The organism is Streptomyces chengmaiensis, from assembly GCF_029846775.1.
GTDB classification, from domain to species: Bacteria; Actinomycetota; Actinomycetes; order Streptomycetales; family Streptomycetaceae; genus Streptomyces; species Streptomyces chengmaiensis.
Window position 1 is genome coordinate 137,398 of the sequence record NZ_JARWBG010000008.1, and the last position, 21,049, is coordinate 158,446.

The following is a 21,049-nucleotide window of genomic DNA, read 5'->3' on the forward strand; positions in this document are numbered from 1 at the left end:
ATGGGGTTCCGCCGTGTCCGGATTTCGCACTGTCAGCAGATTGGTTCCGCGCCGCGGACGCGCCTGGGTCCGGGCGGCTCTCGCGGTCGGCGTGGGGCTCGCCGCCCTCGGTCAGGGCTTGGCGGGGACGGCCGCGGCCAGTCCCGGGTACGGGCCCACGGCCGTCGTGTCCATGGGGGACAGTTACATCTCCGGCGAGGCCGGCCGTTGGCGGGGCAACAGCCTGACCAACAGCGGCAGCCGGGCCGGCACCGACCGGGCGTGGACCGGGAGCGGATACGACCCGAGCCGGGTGTACGGCCAGACCGCGGCCAACGGATGCCACCGCTCCGACTCCGCCGAGGTGCAGGGCGCCGCGGGCGCGGCCGACACGGTCGTCAACCTCGCCTGCTCGGGCGCGACGACGCGCAATGTGTTCCGGGCGTCGAACGGCGGTCAGTGGTTCAAGGGCGAGGCTCCGCAGGCCGATCAGCTCGCGGCCGTCGCCGCCTCCTACGACGTCGAGACGATCGCGCTGTCCATCGGCGGCAATGACCTGGGCTTCGCGTCGATCATCGAGAAGTGCGCCAAGGACTACATCATCTGGTACTCGTACTGCCACGACGACCAGCAGGCCGTGGTCGACTCGAAGATCGACGCGGTGATGGCGGACGTCGGCAAGGCCGTCGACGAGATCCGCGCGGTGATGTCGGGGGCGGGCTACAGCTCCTCCGCGTACCGGATCGTCCTCCAGTCGTACCCCTCCCCGATCCCGCGCGGCAGCGAGAACCGCTACTCGGAGAGCGGCTGGTCCAGAGTCCACACCGGCGGCTGCCCGTTCTGGAACAAGGACGCCGACTGGGCGCGTGACGGGCTGGTTCCGCAGCTCGCCGACCGGCTGAGGGCGGTGGCCGCGGCCAAGGGCGCGCAGTTCCTGGATCTGCGGGACATGCTCCAGGGGCGTGAGGTCTGCGCCAAGGCCAGCCGCCTGGTGAGTGCGAGCCAGCCGCCGTCGGCGGCGGCGAGCGAATGGGTCCGGTGGATCGACAGCAATGAGACCCAGGGGCCCATCCAGGAGTCCATGCACCCCAACCACTACGGCCAGTTGGCCCAGCAGCGGTGCCTGGCGCTCATCCAGGGCCGGCCGAGCGGGAACCACGCCTGTCGCAACACGGCGGGTTACGGGGCCTCCGGGATGTATCTGACCGGGCTGTACTGAGCGGCCGCGTGTGAACGGGGGAAGTGGAACGGGGATCAGCTGAAGGCGGGCAGCCGAACGGAAGTCAGCCGAACGGAAGTCAGCCGAAGCGCAGCATCAGGCCGATGCCCACGGCCATCACGCTCGCCGCGGCGATCCGGTGGACCCCGAAGCGCTCCTTGAAGAACACGGCCCCGATCGCCGCGCCGACGATGATGGAGGACTCGCGCAGCGCCGCGACCGGGGCCAGCGGAGCGCGGGTCTGGGCCCACAGGACGAGGCTGTACGCGGCGATCGACAGGGCCGCGCCGAGGAGGCCGCGGCCCGCGTGCGGGCGGAGCAGGCCGGGGAGCGTGCCGCGGTGGACACAGAAGGCGTACGCCGGGATCAGCAGGCCCTGTAGGACCATCAGCCAGGCGATGAAGCCCAGCGGGGTGCCGGAGGCGCGCACCCCGACGCCGTCGACGACCGTGTACGCGGCGATCATCAGGCCGGTCGCCAGCGCGGCGAGTACGGCAGGGCCGTGCGGGCGGGCCGCGCCCGCACGGCCCCGGATGCCCCACAGCGCGAGGCCCACCAGACCGGCCGAGGCGACCGCGACGCCCGCCAGTTGCCAGCCGTGCAGAGTCTCGCCGACGAAGACGGCCGCGAGGACGGTGACGACCAGCGGGGCGGTGCCGCGGGCGATCGGATACATCTGTCCGAAGTCGCCGAGGCTGAACGACCGCATCAGCAGGGTCTGATAGCCGACGTGCAGCAGCGCCGAGGCGACCAGATACGGCCAGGAGGCGGCCGCCGGCAGGGGCGTGAGGCAGGCGAGCACCATGCCGAGCACCGCCCCGCCGCCGGATATCAGCGTGAAGGCGACCAGTTGGTCCTTGATGTGGTGGGCGACGGCGTTCCAGGCGGCGTGTGTGAACGCCGCGAGCAGCACCGCCGCCGCGACGAGCGGCGTCACGCCGTGCGCTCGCGCAGGTCCAGGGGGGTCCCGCCGACGTGGGCGATCAGCGACCTGACGATCTGACCCGTCTCGCCCGTCTCGACGGCCCCGCCCGTCTCGCCTGTCTGGCCGGTCTGGCCTGCCTTGCTGCCGACGGCCGTGGCCGCCGCGGTCCGGGCACCGGTCCGGGTGGCGGCCCGGGTGGCGGCCGGGAGCCGCCGCACCCCGACGTCCGGGTTCGGCTCGCGCAGCGCGGCGGTGAACCGTGGGTGGGCGTTGGCCGGGGACTCCGCATCGCTCATGGGCGCACGCTAGCGGTCGTTGTAGTGGCCATGCGACCCGCTTTCCTGTCAGAGCTGGTAACCATACGGGTCGTCCCGTATGGTTACTGTCATGGCAGCTCCTGATGCACCGCGCGGACGGCCGCGCGACAGCCGCGCACATCAAGCGATCCTGACCGCCACGGCCGAACTGCTGGCCGAGGCAGGCTATGCCGCGACCTCCATCGGCGCGGTGGCGGCCCGGGCCGGCGTCGGCAAGGACACCGTCTACCGCCGGTGGTCCGGCAAAGCGGAGCTGGTGTACGAGGCGGTGTTCACCCAGACGGAGGCCGTCCCCGTACCGGACACGGGCACACTGAGGGGCGACCTCACCGTGCTTCTGGACGCCCTGGTCCGGGAGTTCACCGCTCCGGGCGCAGCGGCCGCCCTGCCCGGCCTGCTGGCCGACTTCGCCGCCCGTCCCGAACTGCGGGCCCGTATCCGCTCGCAGTTCCTGGCTCCTGCCAAGTCGCGTCTGGTCGAGCTGTTCGAGCGGGCGGTGCAGCGCGGAGAGGCAGACCCCGACCTCCCGGTCGACCTGGTGCTCGACACGCTCGCAGGGGCCGTCTTCTTCCACACCGGGCTCCTCGGCGAACCCGCCGGTCCGCAGCTCGCCGCACAACTGGCCGCCATCGTCGGCCGGGGAATCGAGGCTCGATGAACGGCTGGTATCTGACCGCGGGCGTCACCGCCGCGGGAGTCGCGGCGGTGCACATCGTCGCCGGCGGACGCGACGTCGTCCGGCCGCTCCTGGCCGGCGCGATCAACGCCGAGCCGCGCCGGACCCTGCACGCCGTATGGCATATGGTCAGCGCCGATCTGGTGCTGGCCGCCGCCGCGCTGATCTGGCTGGCACTGTCCGACCGGCCCGGCGGCGACGCCATGGGCTGGCTGATAGCCGCTCACTTCGTCGTCTACGCGGCCGCCTTCCTGGCGGTGACGCTGGCGGCCGACTGGTCGAAGCCGCTGCTGCGGCTGCCACAGTGGACGCTGCTGCTGCCGGTGGCAGCGCTGACGGCGGCCGGCGCGGTCTGAAGCCCCGGGCCCCGACCGGCCCGCCTCCTCCTCCGCTTTCTCCGCCGCCGCCTCCTCGGCTTGTCTCAGCGGGCGTTGAGCACGGAGGCCACCACCGGTCCTGCCGCGTCCCCGCCGTGCCCGCCCGCCTGGACGACCGCCGCGGCGGCGAGGTCGCCGGCGTACGCGGTGAACCAGCTGTTGGACGAGCCCTGTCCGTCGACCTCCGCGGAGCCGGTCTTCGCGCCCTTGTTGCCGGACACGCCGCTCATCGCCGCCTTGCCCGTCCCGGAGACGGCCGTGCTCTTCATCATCGTCCGCAGCGACTGCGCGATCGAGTGCGGCAGCGGCTGAGCGGTGGCGATGTCGCGGTCGTCGAGCGACTTCGCCACGATGACCGGCTGCTTGAACCAGCCGCTCTTGGCGGTCGCCGCGATGGACGCCATATTGAGGGCGTTCATCCGGATCTTGCCCTGGCCGATGTACGAGGCGGCGGTCTCCGCCCCAGCGGAGACCGGGACGTCGCCGTCGAACGTGGCGACTCCGGTGTTCCAGACCTCGCCGATGCCGAAGTACTTGCGCGCCGTCTCGCCGAGCGCCGTATGTGCGCTCGCCCCCAGCGGCTTGATCGGCTTGATGAAGGTGCTGTTGCAGGACTGGGCGAAGGCGTTCCTGAAGGAGGTGGTCGGGTACCCGAAGTCGTTCAGATTGTGGAAGACGACACCTTCCCAGGAGACCGTCGCCGGGCACTCCACCCTCGACCCCGGACCGTTCACCAGCCCCCGGTCCATCATCATCGCCGCGGTCACGATCTTCATCGTGGAGCCGGGCGCCTGCCCGCCTTGCAGCGCCGTGTTGAAGCCGTCCGGCTTGCTGTTGGCAACGGCCCGTATCTCTCCGGTGCTCGGCTTGACGGCGACGACCGAGGCCCCGCCGTAGCGTTTCACCGCCTGCTCGGCCGCCGCCTGCACGCCCGCGTCCAGCGTCGTCCGGAGCGTGCCCGCCTTGCCCTCGGTCAGCGTCAGCAGCGTCTGGTCGGCGGAGTTCGGATCGGACGACGTGACGGCCAGCTCCACGCCGGCCGTTCCGCCCGCCTGCTCCCCGTACTTCTTGCGGAGCTGGTCCAGAATCGGGCCCAGCGACGGGTACTTCTCCTTCGTCAGCTCCACGCCCGCGTGATCCACGGCCTCGATCGGCGGGGCCTTGGCCTCCGACGTCGTCAGCTCCGCGCCCTCGGCGAGCTTCGGGTGGAGCACCGTCGGCTGCCAGTCGACCAGCGGCCTGCCGGTCGTCACGCCGCGCACCACGGTCAGCTCGGAGGCGTATGACCAGGGCTTGCTCCGGCCGTCGTACGACACCGTCGCCTCGACCGTGAACGGCACCTTCGCGCCGGTCGGCTTCCCCGGTGTGATCACTGCCTCGGAGACATGGGCACGGTTCCGGTAGCCGGCCAGCAGCGGCTGGGCGGCTACTGCGTTGTCAGTCAGTTGCGCGGCCTTCTCGGCCTCGCCGTCCGCCCAGGCCGCGAGGAAGTCCGCGGCGGTCTTCTCGATCTCGTCCGCCGTGGGCGGCCCGGACGCTCCGGGGGCCGACTGGGACGTGGTCCTCGCCCCGTCGCTCCCGCCGTCGTTCGCCCCGCCGTCCAGGAACGTCGCGTACGCGCCGTATCCGATCCCCACGGTCGCGACCGCGAACACGCCCCCGATGATGGCGATTTTGGTTCCGTCGTGCATCTGGCAGTTCCCCCTCCGCTAGAGCTTCGCTCAACCCCGTTGCATAACTTGAACATGTTCAAGCAATGAGCCCGGGGAACTCTACGGGACAGCAGCGAAGAATGAGACGGGTGTTACCGGACCGGAACCGATGGGTGAGAAGTCACACCCACGTATCGAGCCACATTCGGTTGCGCCATTCCTCTATCGGAATCGGCGTCCCCGTATACAGCGGCCAGAAGTAGATGAAGTTCCAGATGATCAGCAGCACCAGCACACCCGAGCCGATTGCCCCGATCGCCCGTCGGCGGTCGTCGGAGCCCGCCGGGCCGAGCAGGGCGCCGATCAGCATCGCGACCGCCAGACACAGGAAGGGCACGAACACCACGGCGTAGAAGAGGAAGATCGTCCGCTCCTGGTAGTGCAGCCACGGCGCCCAGCCCGCCGCGATGGCGCAGGCGATCGCGCCCGCGCGCCAGTCGCGGCGGAACAGCCAGCGCCACAGCACGAAGCAGATCGCGAAGCACGCCGTCCACCACAGCAGCGGGGTGCCCAGTGCCAGCACCTCGCGGGCGCACTTGTCGGCGACGTCCGCCGGGCAGTCGGCCGTGCCGGCGACCGGGTCCTCGTAGAAGTAGGAGACCGGGCGGCCCAGCACCAGCCAGCTCCACGGGTTGGACTCGTATGTGTGGCCCGAGGTGAGCCCGACGTGGAAGTCGAAGACCTTGGCCTCGTAGTGCCACAGGCTCCGCCACCAGTCCGGGAACAGCCAGCTCCAGGCGCTGTCCCTGCCCTCCGTGGCCGCCCAGTCGCGGTAGTAGCCCTTGTCGGTGACGATCCAGCCGGTCCAGGAGGCGATGTAGGTGGCGATGGCGACCGGCACCGTGGCGAGGAAGGCAGGGCTGAGGTCCTTGACCAGCACCGCCTTGTACGGCTGCACCGCACCCGCCGTGCGGCGTGCGCCGACGTCCCACAGGACGGACATCACACAGAAAGCGGCCATGATGAACAGGCCGTTCCACTTGGTGCCCGCCGCCAGGCCCAGCAGTACGCCGGCGGTCAGCCGCCACGGCCGCCAGCCCAGGCGCAGGCTCTGCGCCACCGAGGAGTCGGGGCGCAGCACCCCGTCCGCATCGGCCGGCAGCGCCGCCGCCAGCCGGGCGCGGGCCCGGTCGCGGTCGATCAGCAGCGCGCCGAACGCCGCCAGCACGAAGAACATCAGCACCAGGTCGAGCAGCGCAGTGCGGCTCATCACAAAGTGCAGCCCGTCCACTGCCAGCAGCGCGCCCGCCAGACAGCCGAGGAACGTGGAGCGGAACAGCCTGCGGCCGATGCGGCACAGCATCAGCACCGACAGGGTGCCGAGCAGCGCGACCATGAAACGCCAGCCGAACGGCGTGAAGCCGAAGAGCTGTTCGCCTATGCCGATGACCCATTTGCCGACCGGCGGATGCACCACATAGCCGGGGTCGGCCGGGATCTCCACGCTCGAGGGATCGGCGAGGATCGACTTGTCGACGTCCTTCGGCCAGCTGCCCTCGTACCCCTGGTTGATCAGGGCCCAGGCGTCCTTGGCGTAGTAGGTCTCGTCGAATATCACCGCCCTGGGGCTGCCCAGGTTCCAGAACCGAAGCAGCCCCGCGACCAGTGCCACCAGCAGCGGCCCGCCCCATGCGGACGCGCGCACCAGTCGGTCCGCGACCGCCGGGGGGATGCCGAGCACCGGCCACAGCCGTTCTGACGGGCGGGCGTAAGGGGGCGCCAGCCGTTCCCGGAGGCCGATCACGGGCCCGGGCGCATAGCCGAATCGGCGCAGCCGCTGCTGCCAGCCGGGCTGCGGCGGCCCGGCGTCCATGCCCTTGAGGGTCGGTGGCGCGGTACTGGTCACCGCGCCATCGTAGGGAACGCGGCTGTGTGGGGAGCGCCGCAGCGGTGCGACGGGTGCCGCAGGGTGACCCGACGACGTCGTGGTCGCGCCGCGGCGGGTGCGGCCGCCCCGGTGCGCGCGCCTGCGAGGATGTCCGGTGTGACAGGAACGCTGGTACTCGCAGGCACCCCCATCGGCGATATCGCGGACGCCCCGCCCCGCCTCGCCGCCGAGCTGGAGAACGCCGACATCGTCGCCGCCGAGGACACCCGGCGGCTGCGTCGGCTCACCCAGGCCCTGGGCGTGCACACCAAGGGGCGAGTCGTCTCCTACTTCGAGGGCAACGAGGCCGCCCGCACCCCTGAACTCGTCGAGGCGCTGACCGGCGGCGCGCGGGTGCTGCTGGTCACGGACGCCGGAATGCCCTCCGTGTCCGACCCCGGCTACCGGCTGGTCGCCGCCGCGGTAGAGCAGGACGTCAGGGTCACCGCGGTGCCCGGCCCGTCGGCTGTGCTCACCGCCCTCGCCCTGTCCGGGCTGCCGGTGGACCGCTTCTGCTTCGAGGGCTTCCTGCCGCGCAAGGCGGGCGAGCGGCTCGGCCGGCTGCGGGAGGTCGCGGGTGAGCGCCGGACGCTGGTCTACTTCGAGGCCCCGCACCGGCTCGACGACACGCTCGCCGCCATGGCCGAGGTGTTCGGCCCCGAGCGGCGCGCCGCCGTGTGCCGTGAGCTGACCAAGACATACGAGGAGGTCAAGCGGGGGCCCTTGGGCGAACTGGCCGCCTGGGCCGCCGAGGGAGTACGCGGTGAGATCACCGTCGTCGTCGCCGGCGCCCCCGAGGCCGGCCCCGAGGAGCTGGACGCGGCGGAGCTGGTGCGCCGGGTGCGGGTGCGCGAGGAGGCGGGGGAGCGGCGCAAGGAGGCGATCGCGGCGGTCGCCGCCGCGGCGGGGCTGCCGAAGCGCGAGGTGTTCGACGCGGTCGTGGCGGCGAAGAACGCCTCAGCGGGGCCGACACCCACGGGTCGGTAAAGGTCTATCGTGAAAGGCAAAGCGCAGACCGTGTCATCCGGCTTTCAGCACTGCCTTTTGCATGGCGACGCCCAAGGCCGCACCATTTCTCGACAGGCGTGATGCGCTCCGGCCGGAAACGGCGTCCACTGGATGCAGTGGAGAGGAGCTGGCATGAGTGAGATCACAGGCGCCGCCGGGGTCCGGGAGTCATACGCCTTCGCCTGTATGGGATGCGGCCACGGCTGGGAGCAGTCGTACGAGATAGAGCACCACTCCGACCCGTCCGGGAAGGATTTCGTCGTCTACAAGTCCGGCGGGCGGCGGGTTCCGTCGCCCCTCTCGCGGCCGAACTGCTCCAACTGCGGAGGACATGTCATACGGATCATGAAGGCGGGGCAGGTCTCCTCGGCCTCGCTCAGCCATCTCTTCGAGTCCGCGCCCGACACGACAGGACCCGTCGACGAGATGCCGGTGTCGACCGTCGGCCCGCTGCCGACGTCCCGGGTGCGGGCCGCCGAGACCCATCGCCCAGCCAGGTCCGCGGCGTCCGCGCCCGCGGCGTCGGCTCCGGAGGCGTCACGGCCGGAGACCCAGCCGGAGCTGGTCCACTGGCACCTGTCCGCCCTTCTGAAGCCCTTCCAGGGCAGGAAGAGGACGTAGCCGCCGGGGCGGGACCCTCGACTCGGCCCTCGTAGGATCACGCCCATGAGTTCGAAGTCCGTTCCGCCGCCGTTGCCCGAACCGCTCACCGTGCCGGTCGCCGACTCGCACACCCACCTCGACATGCAGCAAGGCACGGTCGAGGAGGCGCTGGCCAGGGCCGCGGCGGTCGGTGTGACCGCCGTCGTGCAGGTCGGCTGCGATCTGAAGGGTTCGCAGTGGGCCGCGGACACCGCCGCCGCGTACGACAGCGTGCACGCGGCGGTCGCCCTGCACCCGAACGAAGCCCCGCGCATCGTGCACGGGGACCCCGAGGGCCGGTCGCGACAGGGCGCGCGGGAGGCAGGCGGGGACGCGGCGCTCGACGACGCGCTCGCCGAGATCGACCGGCTGGCCGGGCTCGACCAGGTCAGGGCCGTCGGCGAGACCGGCCTCGACTACTACCGGACCGGGCCGGAGGGCATGGCGGCCCAGGATCGCTCGTTCCGCGCCCATATCGAGATCGCCAAGCGGCACGGCAAGGCCCTGGTCATCCACGACCGGGAGGCGCACGCCGATGTGCTGCGCATCCTCGCCGAGGAGGGCGCTCCCGAGCGCACGGTCTTCCACTGCTACTCCGGCGACGCGGACATGGCCCGGGAGTGCGCGGCGAACGGCTACTTCATGTCCTTCGCCGGCAATGTGACCTTCAAGAACGCACAGCCCCTCAGGGACGCGCTGGCACTCGCCCCGGCGGAGCTTGTCCTCGTCGAGACCGACGCCCCTTACCTGACGCCCGTCCCCTACCGCGGACGGCCCAATGCGCCTTATCTGATCCCTCTCACTCTGAGGGCGATGGCCCGGGTCAAGGGGCTCGACGAGGAAACGCTGGCCGCCGCGATCGCCGGCAACACGGCCCGCGCCTTCGACTACTGAGCGCTCATCGCCGAGCGTTGACTACTGGGCGCTGATTGCTGGGCGTTGATTACTGAGCGCCGATGGCTGAGCGCCGATTGCTGAGCGCTTTCGAATCCTGGGCGGAAGTCCGGCGAACACAACGCTGAGTGGTCGAACGGCTTGGGAGAGTGACCCTCGCTCCGTTACTGTCCCCCGAACTGTCCCCGATGCCGTCCGGTCCGTCCGGCCGACCGGTACGGACCGGACCTTACGGAGCGGAGCGTCGTGAGCTATTCCCAGGGCAGTCACCGCGCCAGTCCCGTCGCCGGCGTCCCGGGGGCTCAGCCGCCGCCCGACGCCTACACCGCGTACGACCTCGATCTGTACGACGCGGTCACCGCCACGGCGACCGCGGTCGCCCCGCTTCCTGTGCCCCTGTCGCCCCCGCCGCCCGCGGCGGGTGGACGCGCCGCCGCCCGGCACGCCGCGCGCCGACGTGGGCAGTCGGGCGGCGGCAGCGCCGGCATCCGCTGCCGGAACCGGCTCGTCCCGCTCGTGCCCCAGGCTCTCGTCGTCGCCTTCCTCGCCGGCGGCGCCGCCGCCTTCGTCGCCAGCGACAAGGCGGTCCGGCTCAGCGTCGACGGCACACCGCGCACCCTGCACACCTACGCGGACGACGTCGCGGAGCTGCTGGCGGACGAAGGCGTCGTCACCGGCGCACATGACCTCGTCTCGCCCGCCGTCGGCGAACCGCTCGCCGACGGCGACGAGGTGGTCGTCCGCTACGGCCGCCCCCTCACCCTGACCCTCGACGGACGCCGCCGCCGCGTCTGGACCACCGCCCGCACGGTCGACGGCGCGCTGCGCCAGCTCGGGGTGCGGGCCGAGGGCGCGTATCTGTCCGCCTCGCGCTCCGCTCCGATCTCCCGCGAGGGGATGACGCTGCTCGTCCGCACCGAACGGGCCGTGACCTTCATGGCCGACGGCCGCGAGCGCACCGTCCGCACCAACGCCGCCACCGTGCGCGGGGCGCTGGCCGCCGCCGGGATCGTGCTGCGCGGCGAGGACACCGCCTCCGCGCCGCTCGACAGCTTCCCGCGAGACGGCCAGACCATCACCGTGATGCGGATCACCGGCTCCCGGCAGGTCCGCGAGGAGGCCATCCCCTTCCAGACGGTCGAAACCCTCGACGACACGCTGTTCGCCGGCACCGAAGCCGTCGTACGCCAGGGCAGACCCGGCGCGCGCCGCGTCACCTACGCCCTGCGCACCGTCAACGGCGTCCTGCAGAAGCCCCGCAAGCTCTCTGACGAGGTGGTGCGCGCACCGGTCGCCCAGCTGGTGCGGGTGGGGACCAGACCGCGCCCCACTTCGATCGCCGATGTGGACGGGCTGAACTGGCAGGCGCTTGCGGAGTGCGAGTCCGGCGGCCGTCCCGGAGCGGTGGACTCCTCGGGGACGTACGGCGGGCTGTACCAGCTCGACCGGCAGACCTGGCGGACGCTGGGCGGCGAGGGCGTGGCGCAGGACGCCTCCTCGGAGGAGCAGACCCGCCGGGCGAAGAAGCTGTACGTACAGCGGGGGGCGGCTCCCTGGCCGCACTGCGGCCGTAGGCTGTATCGGTGAGCACCACTGACCACCACGACCGCGCCGCCGGACCGACGGACCCCGGGGCGACGGATGCCGGACCGACGGACCCCGGGGCGACGGATGCCGGACCGACGGACCCCGGGGCGACGGATGCCGGATCAACGGACCCTGGACCGACGGATGCCGGACCTCAGGGCGCCGGATCTCAGGGCGCCGGGCAGGACGCACTGCTCGGCCCCGCCGACGTCCGCGAGCTGGCCGCGGCGCTGGACGTACGCCCCACCAAGCAGCGCGGCCAGAACTTCGTCATCGATGCCAACACCGTCCGCCGGATCGTCCGCACCGCCGAGGTGCGGCCCGACGACGTGGTCGTCGAGGTCGGCCCCGGGCTCGGCTCGCTGACGCTGGCGCTGCTCGAGGCGGCGGACCGGGTGACGGCCGTCGAGATCGACGACGTACTGGCCGGGGCCCTGCCCGCCACCGTCGCGGCTCGCCTGCCCGAGCGCGCGGAGCGCTTCTCGCTCGTCCACTCCGACGCGATGCTCGTGGAGGAGCTGCCCGGGCCGCCGCCGACCGCGCTCGTCGCAAACCTTCCGTACAACGTCGCCGTGCCGGTGCTGCTGCATATGCTCGACCGCTTCCCGACGATCGAGCGGACACTCGTCATGGTCCAGGCGGAGGTCGCCGACCGGCTCGCCGCCCGGCCCGGCAACAAGGTGTACGGCGTGCCGTCGGTCAAGGCCAACTGGTACGCGGACGTCAAGAGGGCCGGCGCCATCGGACGCAATGTCTTCTGGCCCGCGCCGAACGTCGACTCGGGACTGGTCTCCCTGGTGCGGCGCGCCGAGCCGGTCGACACCTCCGCGTCAAAGCAACAGGTCTTCGCCGTCGTCGACGCGGCCTTCGCCCAGCGCCGCAAGACGCTGCGGGCCGCGCTCGCCGGATGGGCCGGGTCGCCCGCGGCGGCCGAGGCGGCGCTCACCGCCGCGGGGATCTCCCCGCAGGCCAGAGGGGAATCCCTCACAGTCGAAGAGTTCGCACGGATCGCGGAGGCCAAGGCGTGAGCGTGACGGTAAGGGCGCCGGCGAAGGTCAACGTCCAGCTGGCGGTGGGCGCGGCGCGGCCGGACGGCTTCCACGACCTGGCGAACGTCTTCCTCGCCGTCGCGCTGTACGACGAGGTGACGGTCGCCCCCGCGGCCGAACTGAAGGTCACCTGCAGCGGGCCGGACGCGGGACAGGTGCCGCTGGACCGTACGAACCTGGCCGCGCGGGCCGCGGAGCTGCTCGCCGCGCGCCACGGCCTCGAGCCCGCCGTCCACATCCACATCGACAAGGACATCCCCGTCGCGGGCGGAATGGCGGGCGGCAGCGCGGACGGCGCGGGGGCGCTGCTGGCGTGTGACGCGCTGTGGGGTCTGGCCACGCCTCGCGAGGAACTGCTCTCCCTGTGCGCGGAGTTGGGCAGCGATGTGCCGTTCAGCCTGGTGGGCGGGGCGGCGCTGGGCACCGGGCGGGGTGAGCAGCTCACCGAGCTGCCGGTCGGCGGCGACTTCCACTGGGTGTTCGCGGTGGCGGACGGGGGTCTTTCCACCCCGGCGGTCTACGCCCAGTTCGACCGCCTCGCCGCCGGTGCGGACATCCCGGCGCCCCAGCCCTCGCCCGCGCTGCTCGACGCGCTGCGCACGGGCGACGCGCGCGCACTGGCCGAAACCCTCTCGAACGACCTCCAGCACGCGGCCCTGTCCCTGCGCCCCGCCCTCTCCGAAACCCTCTCCGCGGGCCTCGCCGCAGGCGCCCTCGCGGGCCTCGTCTCCGGCTCCGGGCCCACCACGGCCTTCCTCGCCGAGGACCCGACCGCGGCGGAGGCCATCGCCCGGGCGCTGATCTCCTCCGGAACCTGCCGCACGGCCCGTACGGCGTCCTCACCCGCGGCGGGCGCGACGGTGCGCTGACGTGTGACCGCCCGCCCCGGGGCCCGCCGGGGCGGGCGTCTAGGGCGGGGGCGGGCCGTACTCAGGCGCGGAATGAGTAGGAGCGCGCTGACCCAAGCCCGCTCCGCCCCGGCACCGTACGCGCATGGGAACCAGCGTTCGTGAGCTCGCCGCCACCACACCCGGCACACGGGACCGGTATGTCGACCTGCTGAGGGTCGTCTCCCTGGGGACCGTGGTCCTCGGGCACTGGCTGATGGCCGCCGTCACCGGGGACGGCGTCGGGAATCTGCTCGCCGTCGTGCCCGGGCTGCAGCCGCTCACCTGGGTGCTGCAGATCATGCCGGTGTTCTTCTTCGTGGGCGGGTTCTCGCACGCTCTGTCCTACCGGTCGCTGCAGCGCAAGCACCCCGGGTCCCGGACAGGCGTGTACGCGGTGTTCCTGCGTGCCCGGCTGCGGCGGCTGCTGCGGCCCACGATGGCGTTCATCGGCGTATGGGGCGCGGGGGCGCTCGCCGTGCAGGCGGTCGTGGGGGACGCGGCGTCGCGCGGGCTGGGCGGGACGGCGCTGCGGCTGGTCGCACAGCCGCTGTGGTTCATCGGGATCTATCTGGCGATGGCGGCGCTCACCCCTCCGCTGCTGCGGCTCCACGAGCGGTACGGATGGGGCGCGTTCGCCGCGCTGCTGGGGGCCGCCGCGGCCGTGGACCTGCTCCGCTTTGCCGCGGGCACGCCTTACGTCGAGTTCCTGAACTTCGCCTTCGTCTGGCTGGCCGTCCACCAACTTGGCTTCCTCCGCGCCGATGGACGGCTCCGCACGCCGGGCGTGCCCGCCGCTCTGGCCGCCGCCGGTCTCGCCGGGGCCGCGACGCTCGTCGCGTTCGGGCCGTATCCCCTCAGCATGGTCGGGATGCCCGGCGAGAAGGTCTCCAACATGGCCCCGCCCACGCTCGCCCTGCTCTGCCACGGCGTGTGGCTCGTCGGCGCGGTCGAGCTGCTGAGGGGGCCGGGCGGCCGGCTGGTCGCGCGGCCCCGCGCATGGCGGGCCGTCATCGCCGCGAACGGCGTCGCCATGACCGCGTTCCTGTGGCATCTGACGGCGATGCTGGGCGTGTACGGCGCGCTGCTCGCCGCCGGCGCCCGGCTGCCCGCACCCGCCTCCGCCGCCTGGTGGGCGCAGGCCCCGCTGCGGCTGGGGGCCGCCGCCGTGCTCACCGCCCTGCTCGTCGCCGTGTTCCGCGGCTTGGAAAGGCCCGACCCGGCAGCCTCGGCAGCCCTGCCCGTTCCGGCCGCCTCGCCCGCCCCGGGCATACGCGACCGCAGCGCCGCCCCGGCCGCCCTCGGCGTCGTCCTCTGCCTGTTCGGCATCCTCGGCCTGTCCATGGTCGGCTTCGCCGGACTCCTCGAAGGCCGTACCGCGACCCTCGTCGCCGTCGACGTGAGCGCGCCCGCGGCCGTTGCCATGGCGCTGGCGGGCTGGTGGCTGGTCGCGCGCGACTGAGGTTCTGCGGGAAGAGCCCGCGACCGCCCGTCGGGTGTGTGCGGGGCATCGCGGCCGGTCGCGCCCACGCGGCGGAGCCGCCGCCTGGGGCGACCCCGGGGTGTGCCGTGAGCCGGTCGCGCCCACGCGGCGGAGACGCGCACCGATGCGGAGCCGCGCACCGGCAGCGCCCCGCGCCCCTCGGGGCGCTGCCGCACCGAGCCGGACTTCACCAGGCCGCCGAGCCGCCTCCCGCAAGCCGTGTGCCGTCGCGCCGCCCCGCCCGCACACACGCTTTCCCCGCGGCCCTTCGGGCACGGGAGGCGCTCCGGCCGCCGGACGACGCCCTTGCCGGCCGGACGCCGCGGCCGCGGCACTAGGCTGGGAGCCGGTTCAGCACGACGGCGGCATGGCATGGAGTGAGATGGCGGTCAATCTGGTCAATGTCGAGGCGGTCGGCAAGGTGTACGGCACCCGTGCCCTGCTCGACGGCGTCTCCCTCGGTGTCTCGGAGGGGGACCGCATCGGCGTCGTCGGACGCAACGGCGACGGGAAGACCACCCTCATCCGGATGCTCGCCAAGCTGGAGGAGCCCGACGGCGGGCGGGTCACGCACAGCGGCGGGCTGCGTCTCGGGGTGCTCACCCAGCACGACTCGCTCGACCCGGCGGCGACCGTCCGGCACGAGGTGATCGGCGACCTCGCCGACCACGAGTGGGCGGGCAACGCCAAGATCCGGGACGTTCTCACCGGACTCTTCGGCGGCCTCGACCTGCCCGGCTTCCCGCAGGGGCTGGACACCGTCATCGGCCCGCTGTCCGGCGGCGAGCGGCGGCGCATCGCCCTCGCCAAGCTGCTCATCGCCGAGCAGGACCTGATCGTCCTCGACGAGCCGACGAACCACCTCGACGTCGAGGGCATCGCCTGGCTCGCCCGCCATCTCCAGGCGCGCCGTTCGGCACTGGTCTGCGTCACCCACGACCGCTGGTTCCTCGACCAGGTGTGCACCCGGATGTGGGATGTGCAGCGCGGCACGGTGTACGAGTACGAGGGCGGGTACAGCGACTACGTTTTCGCCCGCGCCGAACGCGAACGCATCGCCGCCGTCGAGGAGGCCAAGCGGCAGAACCTGATCCGCAAGGAACTGGCCTGGCTGCGCCGGGGCGCGCCCGCGCGCACCTCCAAGCCGCGCTACCGCATCGAGGCGGCCAACGAGCTGATCGCCGATGTGCCGCCGCCCCGGGACGCCTCCGAGCTGATGCGGTTCGCGGGCGCCCGGCTCGGCAAGACGGTGTTCGACCTGGAGGACGTCGGCATCCAGGCCGGGCCCAAGGCGCTGCTGACGCGTCTGACATGGCAGCTCGGGCCCGGGGACCGCATCGGTCTCGTCGGCGTCAACGGCGCGGGCAAGACCTCGCTGCTGAGGGCGCTCGCCGAGGCCGCGCGCACCGGCGGCGACACGCAGCCCGCGGCCGGACGGATCGTTGTCGGCAAGACCGTACGGCTGGCGTACCTCTCCCAGGAGGTCGCCGAACTCGACGAGGAACTGCGGGTGCTGGAGGCCGTACAGCGGGTGCGCGACCGCGTCGATCTGGGCAAGGGCCGCGAGATGACGGCGGGTCAGCTGTGCGAGCGGTTCGGCTTCACCAAGGAGAAGCAGTGGACCCCGGTCGGCGATCTGTCGGGCGGCGAGCGGCGTCGGCTCCAACTGCTGCGGCTGCTGATGGACGAGCCCAACGTCCTCTTCCTCGACGAGCCGACCAACGACCTCGACATCGAGACGCTGACCCAGCTGGAGGACCTCCTCGACGGCTGGCCCGGCACGCTCGTCGTCATCTCGCACGACCGATTCTTCATCGAGCGGACCACGGACCGGGTGTTCGCGCTCCTCGGCGACGGCGCCCTGCGCATGCTGCCCCGGGGCATCGAGGAGTATCTGGAGCGGCGGCAGAAGATGGTGGAGGCCGCGGCGCCCGCGCCGGCCGCGCAGTCCGCCGAGACGGCCCCCGCGGCCAAGGGCAGATCGGCCGCAGACGCCCGGGCCGCCAAGAAGGAGCTCCAGAAGGTCGAGCGGCAGCTCGACAAGGTCTCCGGCCGGGAGTCCGCGCTGCACTCCGCCATGGCCGACCACGCCACCGACTTCGAGAAGGTGGCGGAGCTGGACGCCGAACTCCGGGAACTCGCCGCCGAGCGGGAAACGTTGGAACTGCGCTGGCTGGAACTCGCCGAAGACGCCCAGGGCTGAGGGCCCGGTGAGAAGAGCGCGGACAGCTCGTAGAGACGCCGTGCAAAGCGCGTAACAACCCCATCACAGGCCGGTCCTCCCTTTGGAACAGGGCAGGACCGGCCCGGGCGTGTGCGCTAGCGGGTGATAGAAAGAGACCCCGCTCGACTGACGTGATACAGCGGAAGTCCACTGTCCGAATCGCTCCGTTCCGGCCCCGGCCTCTCGCCGCTCGCCGGAACAGCGGGGGAGGCCGGTCGGCCAGCGGATCCGTACGAAGGGGGAGGGGCTGTGACTCAGCCGCCCAACCAGCAACCGCCGCAGGGGGGCTTCGGAGCCCCTCAGGACCCCCCGAGCGGGGCTCCGCAGCCGTCGGCGGGCCAGCCGCCCGCCGGTCCGCCGCCCGCGGGCCCGCCGCAGACGCCGCCGCTTCCGCAGGGCCCGCCGCAGACGCCGCCGCCTGGGCAGGGCGCGCCTCCGCAGAACCCGCCGCAGGCTCCAGGGACTCCGCCCGCGGGCCCGCCCGGCTACGGTTATCCGCAGGCGCCGGGCCAGCCGCCCGCCCAGCCCGCCGGCTACGGCTACCCCCAGGCCCCCGGCCCGTACGCCCAGCAGCCGCCCGGCCCGTACCAGCAGCCGGGCCCTTACGGCCAGCAGCCGGGACCCTACGGCGGCTACCCGACCCAGCCGCAGTACCCCGGCGCACCCACTCCGCCCGGCTCGGGCAAGGGCGGGTTCCTCAGGGGCAAGCCCGCCGTCCTCATCGCCGCGGCCGTCGCCGCGCTGCTCGTCGTCGGCGCGGGCGCCTACTTCGTGGTCAGCGGCGGCGACGACGCCAAGGACGACAAGCCGGTCGCCGGCAAGTCCGACGACGCCGCGAAGCCCAGCGGCTCGGACGACGCCGTCGACGAGGGCGATGGCGAGGGCACCGGCCGTGAGGCGGACGACGACCTCAACGCCGGCCGCCAGGACGGCGAGGCCAAGGTCCTGTTCCTGACCAAGAACGATGTCGACCTGCCGCGCAACGGCGCGGACGTGTACGGCCTGTGGACCGTCGGCGACACGGTCGCCAAGGGCATGTACCGCGAGGTCGCCGGCTACTCGGCTGCCGACGGCAAGAAGAAGTGGAGCGTGCCGTTCGACACCGAGCTGTGCGCCGCGCCGGTGAAGACCTCCGACGACGGCAAGATCGTCATCGCGGTGAACGACTCGCTCGGCGAGAAGGCCAAGTGCAACAAGCTCCAGATGATCGACCTGAAGACGGGCAAGAAGGGCTGGACGGCCGACATCCCGAAGAGCACCGGCTTCTTCTCGTTCTCCGACTTCACGCTGGCCATCAGCGGCAACACGGTCACCGCGGTCGGCACGGGCGCCTCGTACGGCTTCTCGTTGGCCGACGGCAAGAAGCTGTGGGACAAGCCGTCCGACGGCTGCAAGCCCTACGCGTTCGCCGGCGGCCCCAAGCTGATCGCCGCCGCCAGCTGCAAGACCAGCGACTACAAGGTGCCCCAGCAGCAGGTCCAGAGCGTCGACCCGGCCACCGGGAAGCCCAAGTGGACGTACAACACCCCCAAGGGCTGGGAGGTCAACAAGGTCTACTCGGTCAGCCCGCTCGTCGTCTCCGTCACCCACCGCGAGGACAAGAAGTGGTCCGTCATCGCGCTCGACGACAACGGCAAGCTGCGCTCGCAGATCGACGGCGGCGGGGATGAGTACGACGTCCGCTGCGGCGGCTCCTTCGTCGTCTTCGGCCAGAACCTCGAGGGCTGCACCGGCGTCGCCGCCGACGCCTCGACGTTCTATATGTCGACCAAGCCGACCAAGCTCACCCGCGGCACGAACGAGGTCGTCGCCTTTGACCTGAACACCGGCAAGGCCAAGTGGCGTTCCAAGGCCGGACCGGAGCGCACGATGACGGTGCTGAAGACGGACGGCGGCAAGGTCATCGCCTATATGCCCGCCTCCTGGGACCGCGGCGGCGCGGTCGCCGCGATCGAAGCGAGCGGCGGCGACCCGAAGGTGCTGCTCCAGCACCCGACGTCCACGGCGAAGATCGAGAACAACTTCTACTCGCCCAAGATGGCGTACGCGGACGGCCGGTTCTTCATCGCGAGCGGGCGGGTCAGCGCAAGGAACGACGAAGAGGAGAAGGAGACGAAGACCATGATGGCCTTCGGCAACTGACCTGCTCCCCCCGTCCGTTCTCCATGTCACCAGAGGTAAGCAGGCCATGACTCAGCCGCCCAGCCAGCAACCGCCGCAGGGGGGCTTCGGAACCCCTCAGAACCCTCCGAGCGGCCCCCCGAACCACCCCCCGGCTCCTCCGGCTCCCGCGAGCGGGGCTCCGCAGCCGCCCGCGGGCCCGCCGCAGGGCGCGCCGCAGACGACGCCTCCGCCTGGGCAGGGCGCGCCTCCGCAGAACCCGCCGCAGGCCCCGGGGACTCCGCCCGCGGGTCCGCCTGCGGGCGCGCCCGGCTACGGCTTTCCGCAGGCGCCGGGGCAGCCGCCCGCCCAGCCCGCCGGCTACGGCTACCCCCAGGCCCCCGGCCAGCCCGCCGGCTACGGCTACCCCCAGGCACCCGGCCAGGGCCAGGTGCCGGGGCAGCCGCCCGGCCAGGCGCCGTACGGCTACGGCTATCCCACCCAGCCGATGCCGCCCCAGCCGGCCGGGTCCGGCAGCCCCGCAGGGCCCGGCGGCGGCAGGAAGCTCAGCGCCCAGGTCCAGATCATCATCGCGGCGGCCGTCGCCATCGTGCTGATCATCGGCAGCGGCGTCGCCTACTCGCTGCTCAAGGACGACGCAGGCGGCGGCAAGAAGGACGAGGCCGAGAACAGCGCCGACGGCGGCGCCAAGGGCGGCGGAGAGGACGGCGGGGGCAACGCCCCCGACGGCCCCGGCAAGGAGAAGGCCCCCGACAGCACGGCCGCCAAGGTGGCGTTCCAGCTGCCCCAGCCCGAGATCAAGGACCTCACCGACGTCGTGGGCTCCTGGGTCACGGACAAGGCGTTCATCAAGCCGGGCGTCGAGTCGATCTCGGCCTACGACCCCGCCAAGGGCAACGAGCTGTGGAAGCTGCCGCTGCCCGGACAGATCTGCGCCGCCTCCCGCCATGTCACCGAGGACAACAAGACCGCGATCGCCTTCGAGGCCGAGAAGCGGACCCCGCCGAAGAACTACCAGCAGTGCACCGAGATCGGCGTGATCGACCTCAGCACCGGCAAGCTGCTGTGGAGCAAGTCCGTCACCGGCGGTTCCTCCGGTGACGAGAAGGCACGGTTCTCCGAGGTCACGCTCAGCGGAAAGATCGTCGCGGCCGGGGACCTGTCCGGCGGCGCGGCCTTCGACCTCGACTCGGGCAAGGTGCTGTGGAAGCCGAAGGTCGACACCAACCAGTGCCGTGACATCGGCTACGGCGGCGGCCCCGCGCTGGTCGCGGTGCGCCGATGCGGCTCCTACGACGACTCCCAGGTCAGCATCCAGATGCTGAAGCCGGACGGCAGCCCCCAGTGGTCGTACGACCTGCCCGCCGGAGTCGACGACGCGCGCATCGTCTCCAGCGACCCGCTGGTCGTCGCCGCCGACGTCGGCGACACCGGAACCTTCGGCATCTCCGACTTCTTCTCCATCGACGGCAAGACCGGCAAGCTGCGCGCCAAGATCGTGGCGCCCGGTGACAAGTACCTGGCGCGCTGTTCGGCGAGCGACGGCGTCGAAGGCTGCCAGTTCGTCGCCGTCGGCAACGACAGGATCTATCTGCCGACCGAGGAGCACGACGCGCCGGGCGAGGACTACGGCCGCACCAACGAGATCGTCTCGTTCGACCTCGCCACCGGGAAGGCGACCGCCGACCGAGCCGACGCGGGCCCCAAGTACACGCTCTACCCGCTGCGCATGGACGGCGGAAACCTGATCGCCTACAAGTACCCCCCGTACAACAAGGGCGGACAGATCGTCAGCATCGACGGGGCGACGTTCAAGCAGACCGTGCTGCTGGAGAACCCCGCGGACAGGACGATCCGTGAGGCGGAGACCAGCCGCTCGGTCAACGGCACCGAGTACCTGTACCGGAACGGCACCTTCTACGTCTCCGCGGACCGGCTGTCCACTTCGTCCTCCTCCGGAAAGCGGTACCTCGCCGTCGTCTTCACCACGAATAACTGACTGTTCCGCCTGCTGAGTGGGCAGGCATGTGGCCCGGCGCTCCCTGCGTCGGGCCACACCTTTACCCGCTTCCGCCCGTTAAG

At 72.1% G+C, this 21,049-nt stretch carries 17 protein-coding genes; 13 read left to right on the plus strand and 4 right to left on the minus strand.

Translation table 11 applies throughout. From position 1 onward, the window contains the following. The first annotated feature begins 40 nt into the window (after positions 1-40). A complete protein-coding gene (locus tag QCN29_RS10055; protein ID WP_279927423.1) occupies positions 41-1,198 on the plus strand; it encodes a GDSL-type esterase/lipase family protein in 1,158 nt (385 codons plus the stop codon). Between the two features lie 79 nt (positions 1,199-1,277). Here the strand turns inward: QCN29_RS10055 and QCN29_RS10060 are convergent, their stop codons facing one another. Both QCN29_RS10060 and QCN29_RS10065 read right to left on the minus strand, forming a co-directional pair. Then, positions 1,278-2,135: a DMT family transporter gene (locus QCN29_RS10060; RefSeq protein WP_279927424.1), complete on the minus strand. Its 858-nt coding sequence runs from the start codon at positions 2,133-2,135 to the stop codon at positions 1,278-1,280. Next, on the minus strand, positions 2,132-2,419 hold the full coding sequence (locus QCN29_RS10065; RefSeq protein WP_279927425.1) for a hypothetical protein: 288 nt from the start codon (positions 2,417-2,419) through the stop codon (positions 2,132-2,134). Before QCN29_RS10065 ends, QCN29_RS10060 begins: the two co-directional genes overlap by 4 nt. Before the next feature lie 91 nt (positions 2,420-2,510). Here QCN29_RS10065 and QCN29_RS10070 point away from each other — a divergent pair, with 91 nt between their 5' ends. Both QCN29_RS10070 and QCN29_RS10075 read left to right on the plus strand, forming a co-directional pair. Next, a complete protein-coding gene (locus QCN29_RS10070) occupies positions 2,511-3,098 on the plus strand; it encodes a TetR/AcrR family transcriptional regulator (RefSeq protein WP_240138020.1) in 588 nt (195 codons plus the stop codon). Beyond that, positions 3,095-3,472, plus strand: a complete 378-nt coding sequence (locus QCN29_RS10075) for a hypothetical protein (RefSeq protein WP_279927426.1) — start codon at positions 3,095-3,097, stop codon at positions 3,470-3,472. Before QCN29_RS10070 ends, QCN29_RS10075 begins: the two co-directional genes overlap by 4 nt. Before the next feature lie 65 nt (positions 3,473-3,537). Here QCN29_RS10075 and QCN29_RS10080 read toward each other — a convergent pair whose 3' ends face one another. Together QCN29_RS10080 and QCN29_RS10085 are read right to left on the minus strand one after the other, a co-directional pair. Beyond that, complete coding sequence (locus QCN29_RS10080; protein ID WP_279927427.1) at positions 3,538-5,184, minus strand: penicillin-binding transpeptidase domain-containing protein; 1,647 nt, start codon at positions 5,182-5,184, stop codon at positions 3,538-3,540. Between the two features lie 142 nt (positions 5,185-5,326). After that, positions 5,327-7,051: a dolichyl-phosphate-mannose--protein mannosyltransferase gene (locus tag QCN29_RS10085; protein ID WP_279927429.1), complete on the minus strand. Its 1,725-nt coding sequence runs from the start codon at positions 7,049-7,051 to the stop codon at positions 5,327-5,329. Positions 7,052-7,180: 129 nt separating this feature from the next. Here QCN29_RS10085 and rsmI point away from each other — a divergent pair, with 129 nt between their 5' ends. The 10 genes from rsmI to QCN29_RS10135 all read left to right on the plus strand — a co-directional run bounded on the left by rsmI (position 7,181) and on the right by QCN29_RS10135 (position 20,966). Continuing rightward, on the plus strand, positions 7,181-8,059 hold the full coding sequence (gene rsmI, locus QCN29_RS10090; RefSeq protein ID WP_279927430.1) for a 16S rRNA (cytidine(1402)-2'-O)-methyltransferase: 879 nt from the start codon (positions 7,181-7,183) through the stop codon (positions 8,057-8,059). 153 nt (positions 8,060-8,212) lie between these two features. After that, positions 8,213-8,701 carry a hypothetical protein gene (locus QCN29_RS10095; RefSeq protein ID WP_279927432.1) on the plus strand — a complete coding sequence of 163 codons (489 nt, stop codon included), beginning with the start codon at positions 8,213-8,215 and terminating at the stop codon, positions 8,699-8,701. A gap of 45 nt (positions 8,702-8,746) precedes the next feature. Beyond that, a complete protein-coding gene (locus QCN29_RS10100; RefSeq protein ID WP_279927433.1) occupies positions 8,747-9,616 on the plus strand; it encodes a TatD family hydrolase in 870 nt (289 codons plus the stop codon). A 246-nt stretch (positions 9,617-9,862) separates the two neighbouring features. Beyond that, positions 9,863-11,203, plus strand: a complete 1,341-nt coding sequence (locus tag QCN29_RS10105) for a resuscitation-promoting factor (RefSeq protein ID WP_279927434.1) — start codon at positions 9,863-9,865, stop codon at positions 11,201-11,203. 191 nt (positions 11,204-11,394) lie between these two features. Beyond that, a complete protein-coding gene (gene rsmA, locus QCN29_RS10110; RefSeq protein WP_279927473.1) occupies positions 11,395-12,231 on the plus strand; it encodes a 16S rRNA (adenine(1518)-N(6)/adenine(1519)-N(6))-dimethyltransferase RsmA in 837 nt (278 codons plus the stop codon). Next, complete coding sequence (locus tag QCN29_RS10115; RefSeq protein WP_279927435.1) at positions 12,228-13,121, plus strand: 4-(cytidine 5'-diphospho)-2-C-methyl-D-erythritol kinase; 894 nt, start codon at positions 12,228-12,230, stop codon at positions 13,119-13,121. The genes rsmA and QCN29_RS10115 overlap by 4 nt, the downstream gene beginning before the upstream one ends. A gap of 124 nt (positions 13,122-13,245) precedes the next feature. Then, positions 13,246-14,601, plus strand: coding sequence for an acyltransferase family protein (locus QCN29_RS10120; RefSeq protein WP_279927437.1), 1,356 nt, complete (start codon positions 13,246-13,248; stop codon positions 14,599-14,601). A 403-nt stretch (positions 14,602-15,004) separates the two neighbouring features. Beyond that, positions 15,005-16,825 carry an ABC-F family ATP-binding cassette domain-containing protein gene (locus tag QCN29_RS10125; RefSeq protein WP_240139920.1) on the plus strand — a complete coding sequence of 607 codons (1,821 nt, stop codon included), beginning with the start codon at positions 15,005-15,007 and terminating at the stop codon, positions 16,823-16,825. A gap of 270 nt (positions 16,826-17,095) precedes the next feature. Next, the gene (locus QCN29_RS10130; protein WP_279927439.1) at positions 17,096-18,988 is read left to right on the plus strand and encodes an outer membrane protein assembly factor BamB family protein; all 1,893 of its coding nucleotides are present in this window, start codon (positions 17,096-17,098) and stop codon (positions 18,986-18,988) included. A 46-nt stretch (positions 18,989-19,034) separates the two neighbouring features. After that, positions 19,035-20,966 carry an outer membrane protein assembly factor BamB family protein gene (locus tag QCN29_RS10135; protein ID WP_279927441.1) on the plus strand — a complete coding sequence of 644 codons (1,932 nt, stop codon included), beginning with the start codon at positions 19,035-19,037 and terminating at the stop codon, positions 20,964-20,966. The last annotated feature ends 83 nt before the right edge of the window (positions 20,967-21,049 follow it).

Coding starts and splice junctions, on each gene's coding strand:
- rsmI (WP_279927430.1), top strand. CDS start 7,181: ATGTCCGGTGTGACAGGAACGCTGGTACTCGCAGGCACCCCCATCGGC.
- QCN29_RS10135 (WP_279927441.1), top strand. CDS start 19,035: ATGACTCAGCCGCCCAGCCAGCAACCGCCGCAGGGGGGCTTCGGAACC.
- QCN29_RS10125 (WP_240139920.1), top strand. CDS start 15,005: ATGGCGGTCAATCTGGTCAATGTCGAGGCGGTCGGCAAGGTGTACGGC.
- QCN29_RS10120 (WP_279927437.1), top strand. CDS start 13,246: ATGGGAACCAGCGTTCGTGAGCTCGCCGCCACCACACCCGGCACACGG.
- QCN29_RS10095 (WP_279927432.1), top strand. CDS start 8,213: ATGAGTGAGATCACAGGCGCCGCCGGGGTCCGGGAGTCATACGCCTTC.
- QCN29_RS10075 (WP_279927426.1), top strand. CDS start 3,095: ATGAACGGCTGGTATCTGACCGCGGGCGTCACCGCCGCGGGAGTCGCG.
- QCN29_RS10100 (WP_279927433.1), top strand. CDS start 8,747: ATGAGTTCGAAGTCCGTTCCGCCGCCGTTGCCCGAACCGCTCACCGTG.
- QCN29_RS10065 (WP_279927425.1), bottom strand. CDS start 2,419: ATGAGCGATGCGGAGTCCCCGGCCAACGCCCACCCACGGTTCACCGCC.
- QCN29_RS10080 (WP_279927427.1), bottom strand. CDS start 5,184: ATGCACGACGGAACCAAAATCGCCATCATCGGGGGCGTGTTCGCGGTC.
- QCN29_RS10070 (WP_240138020.1), top strand. CDS start 2,511: ATGGCAGCTCCTGATGCACCGCGCGGACGGCCGCGCGACAGCCGCGCA.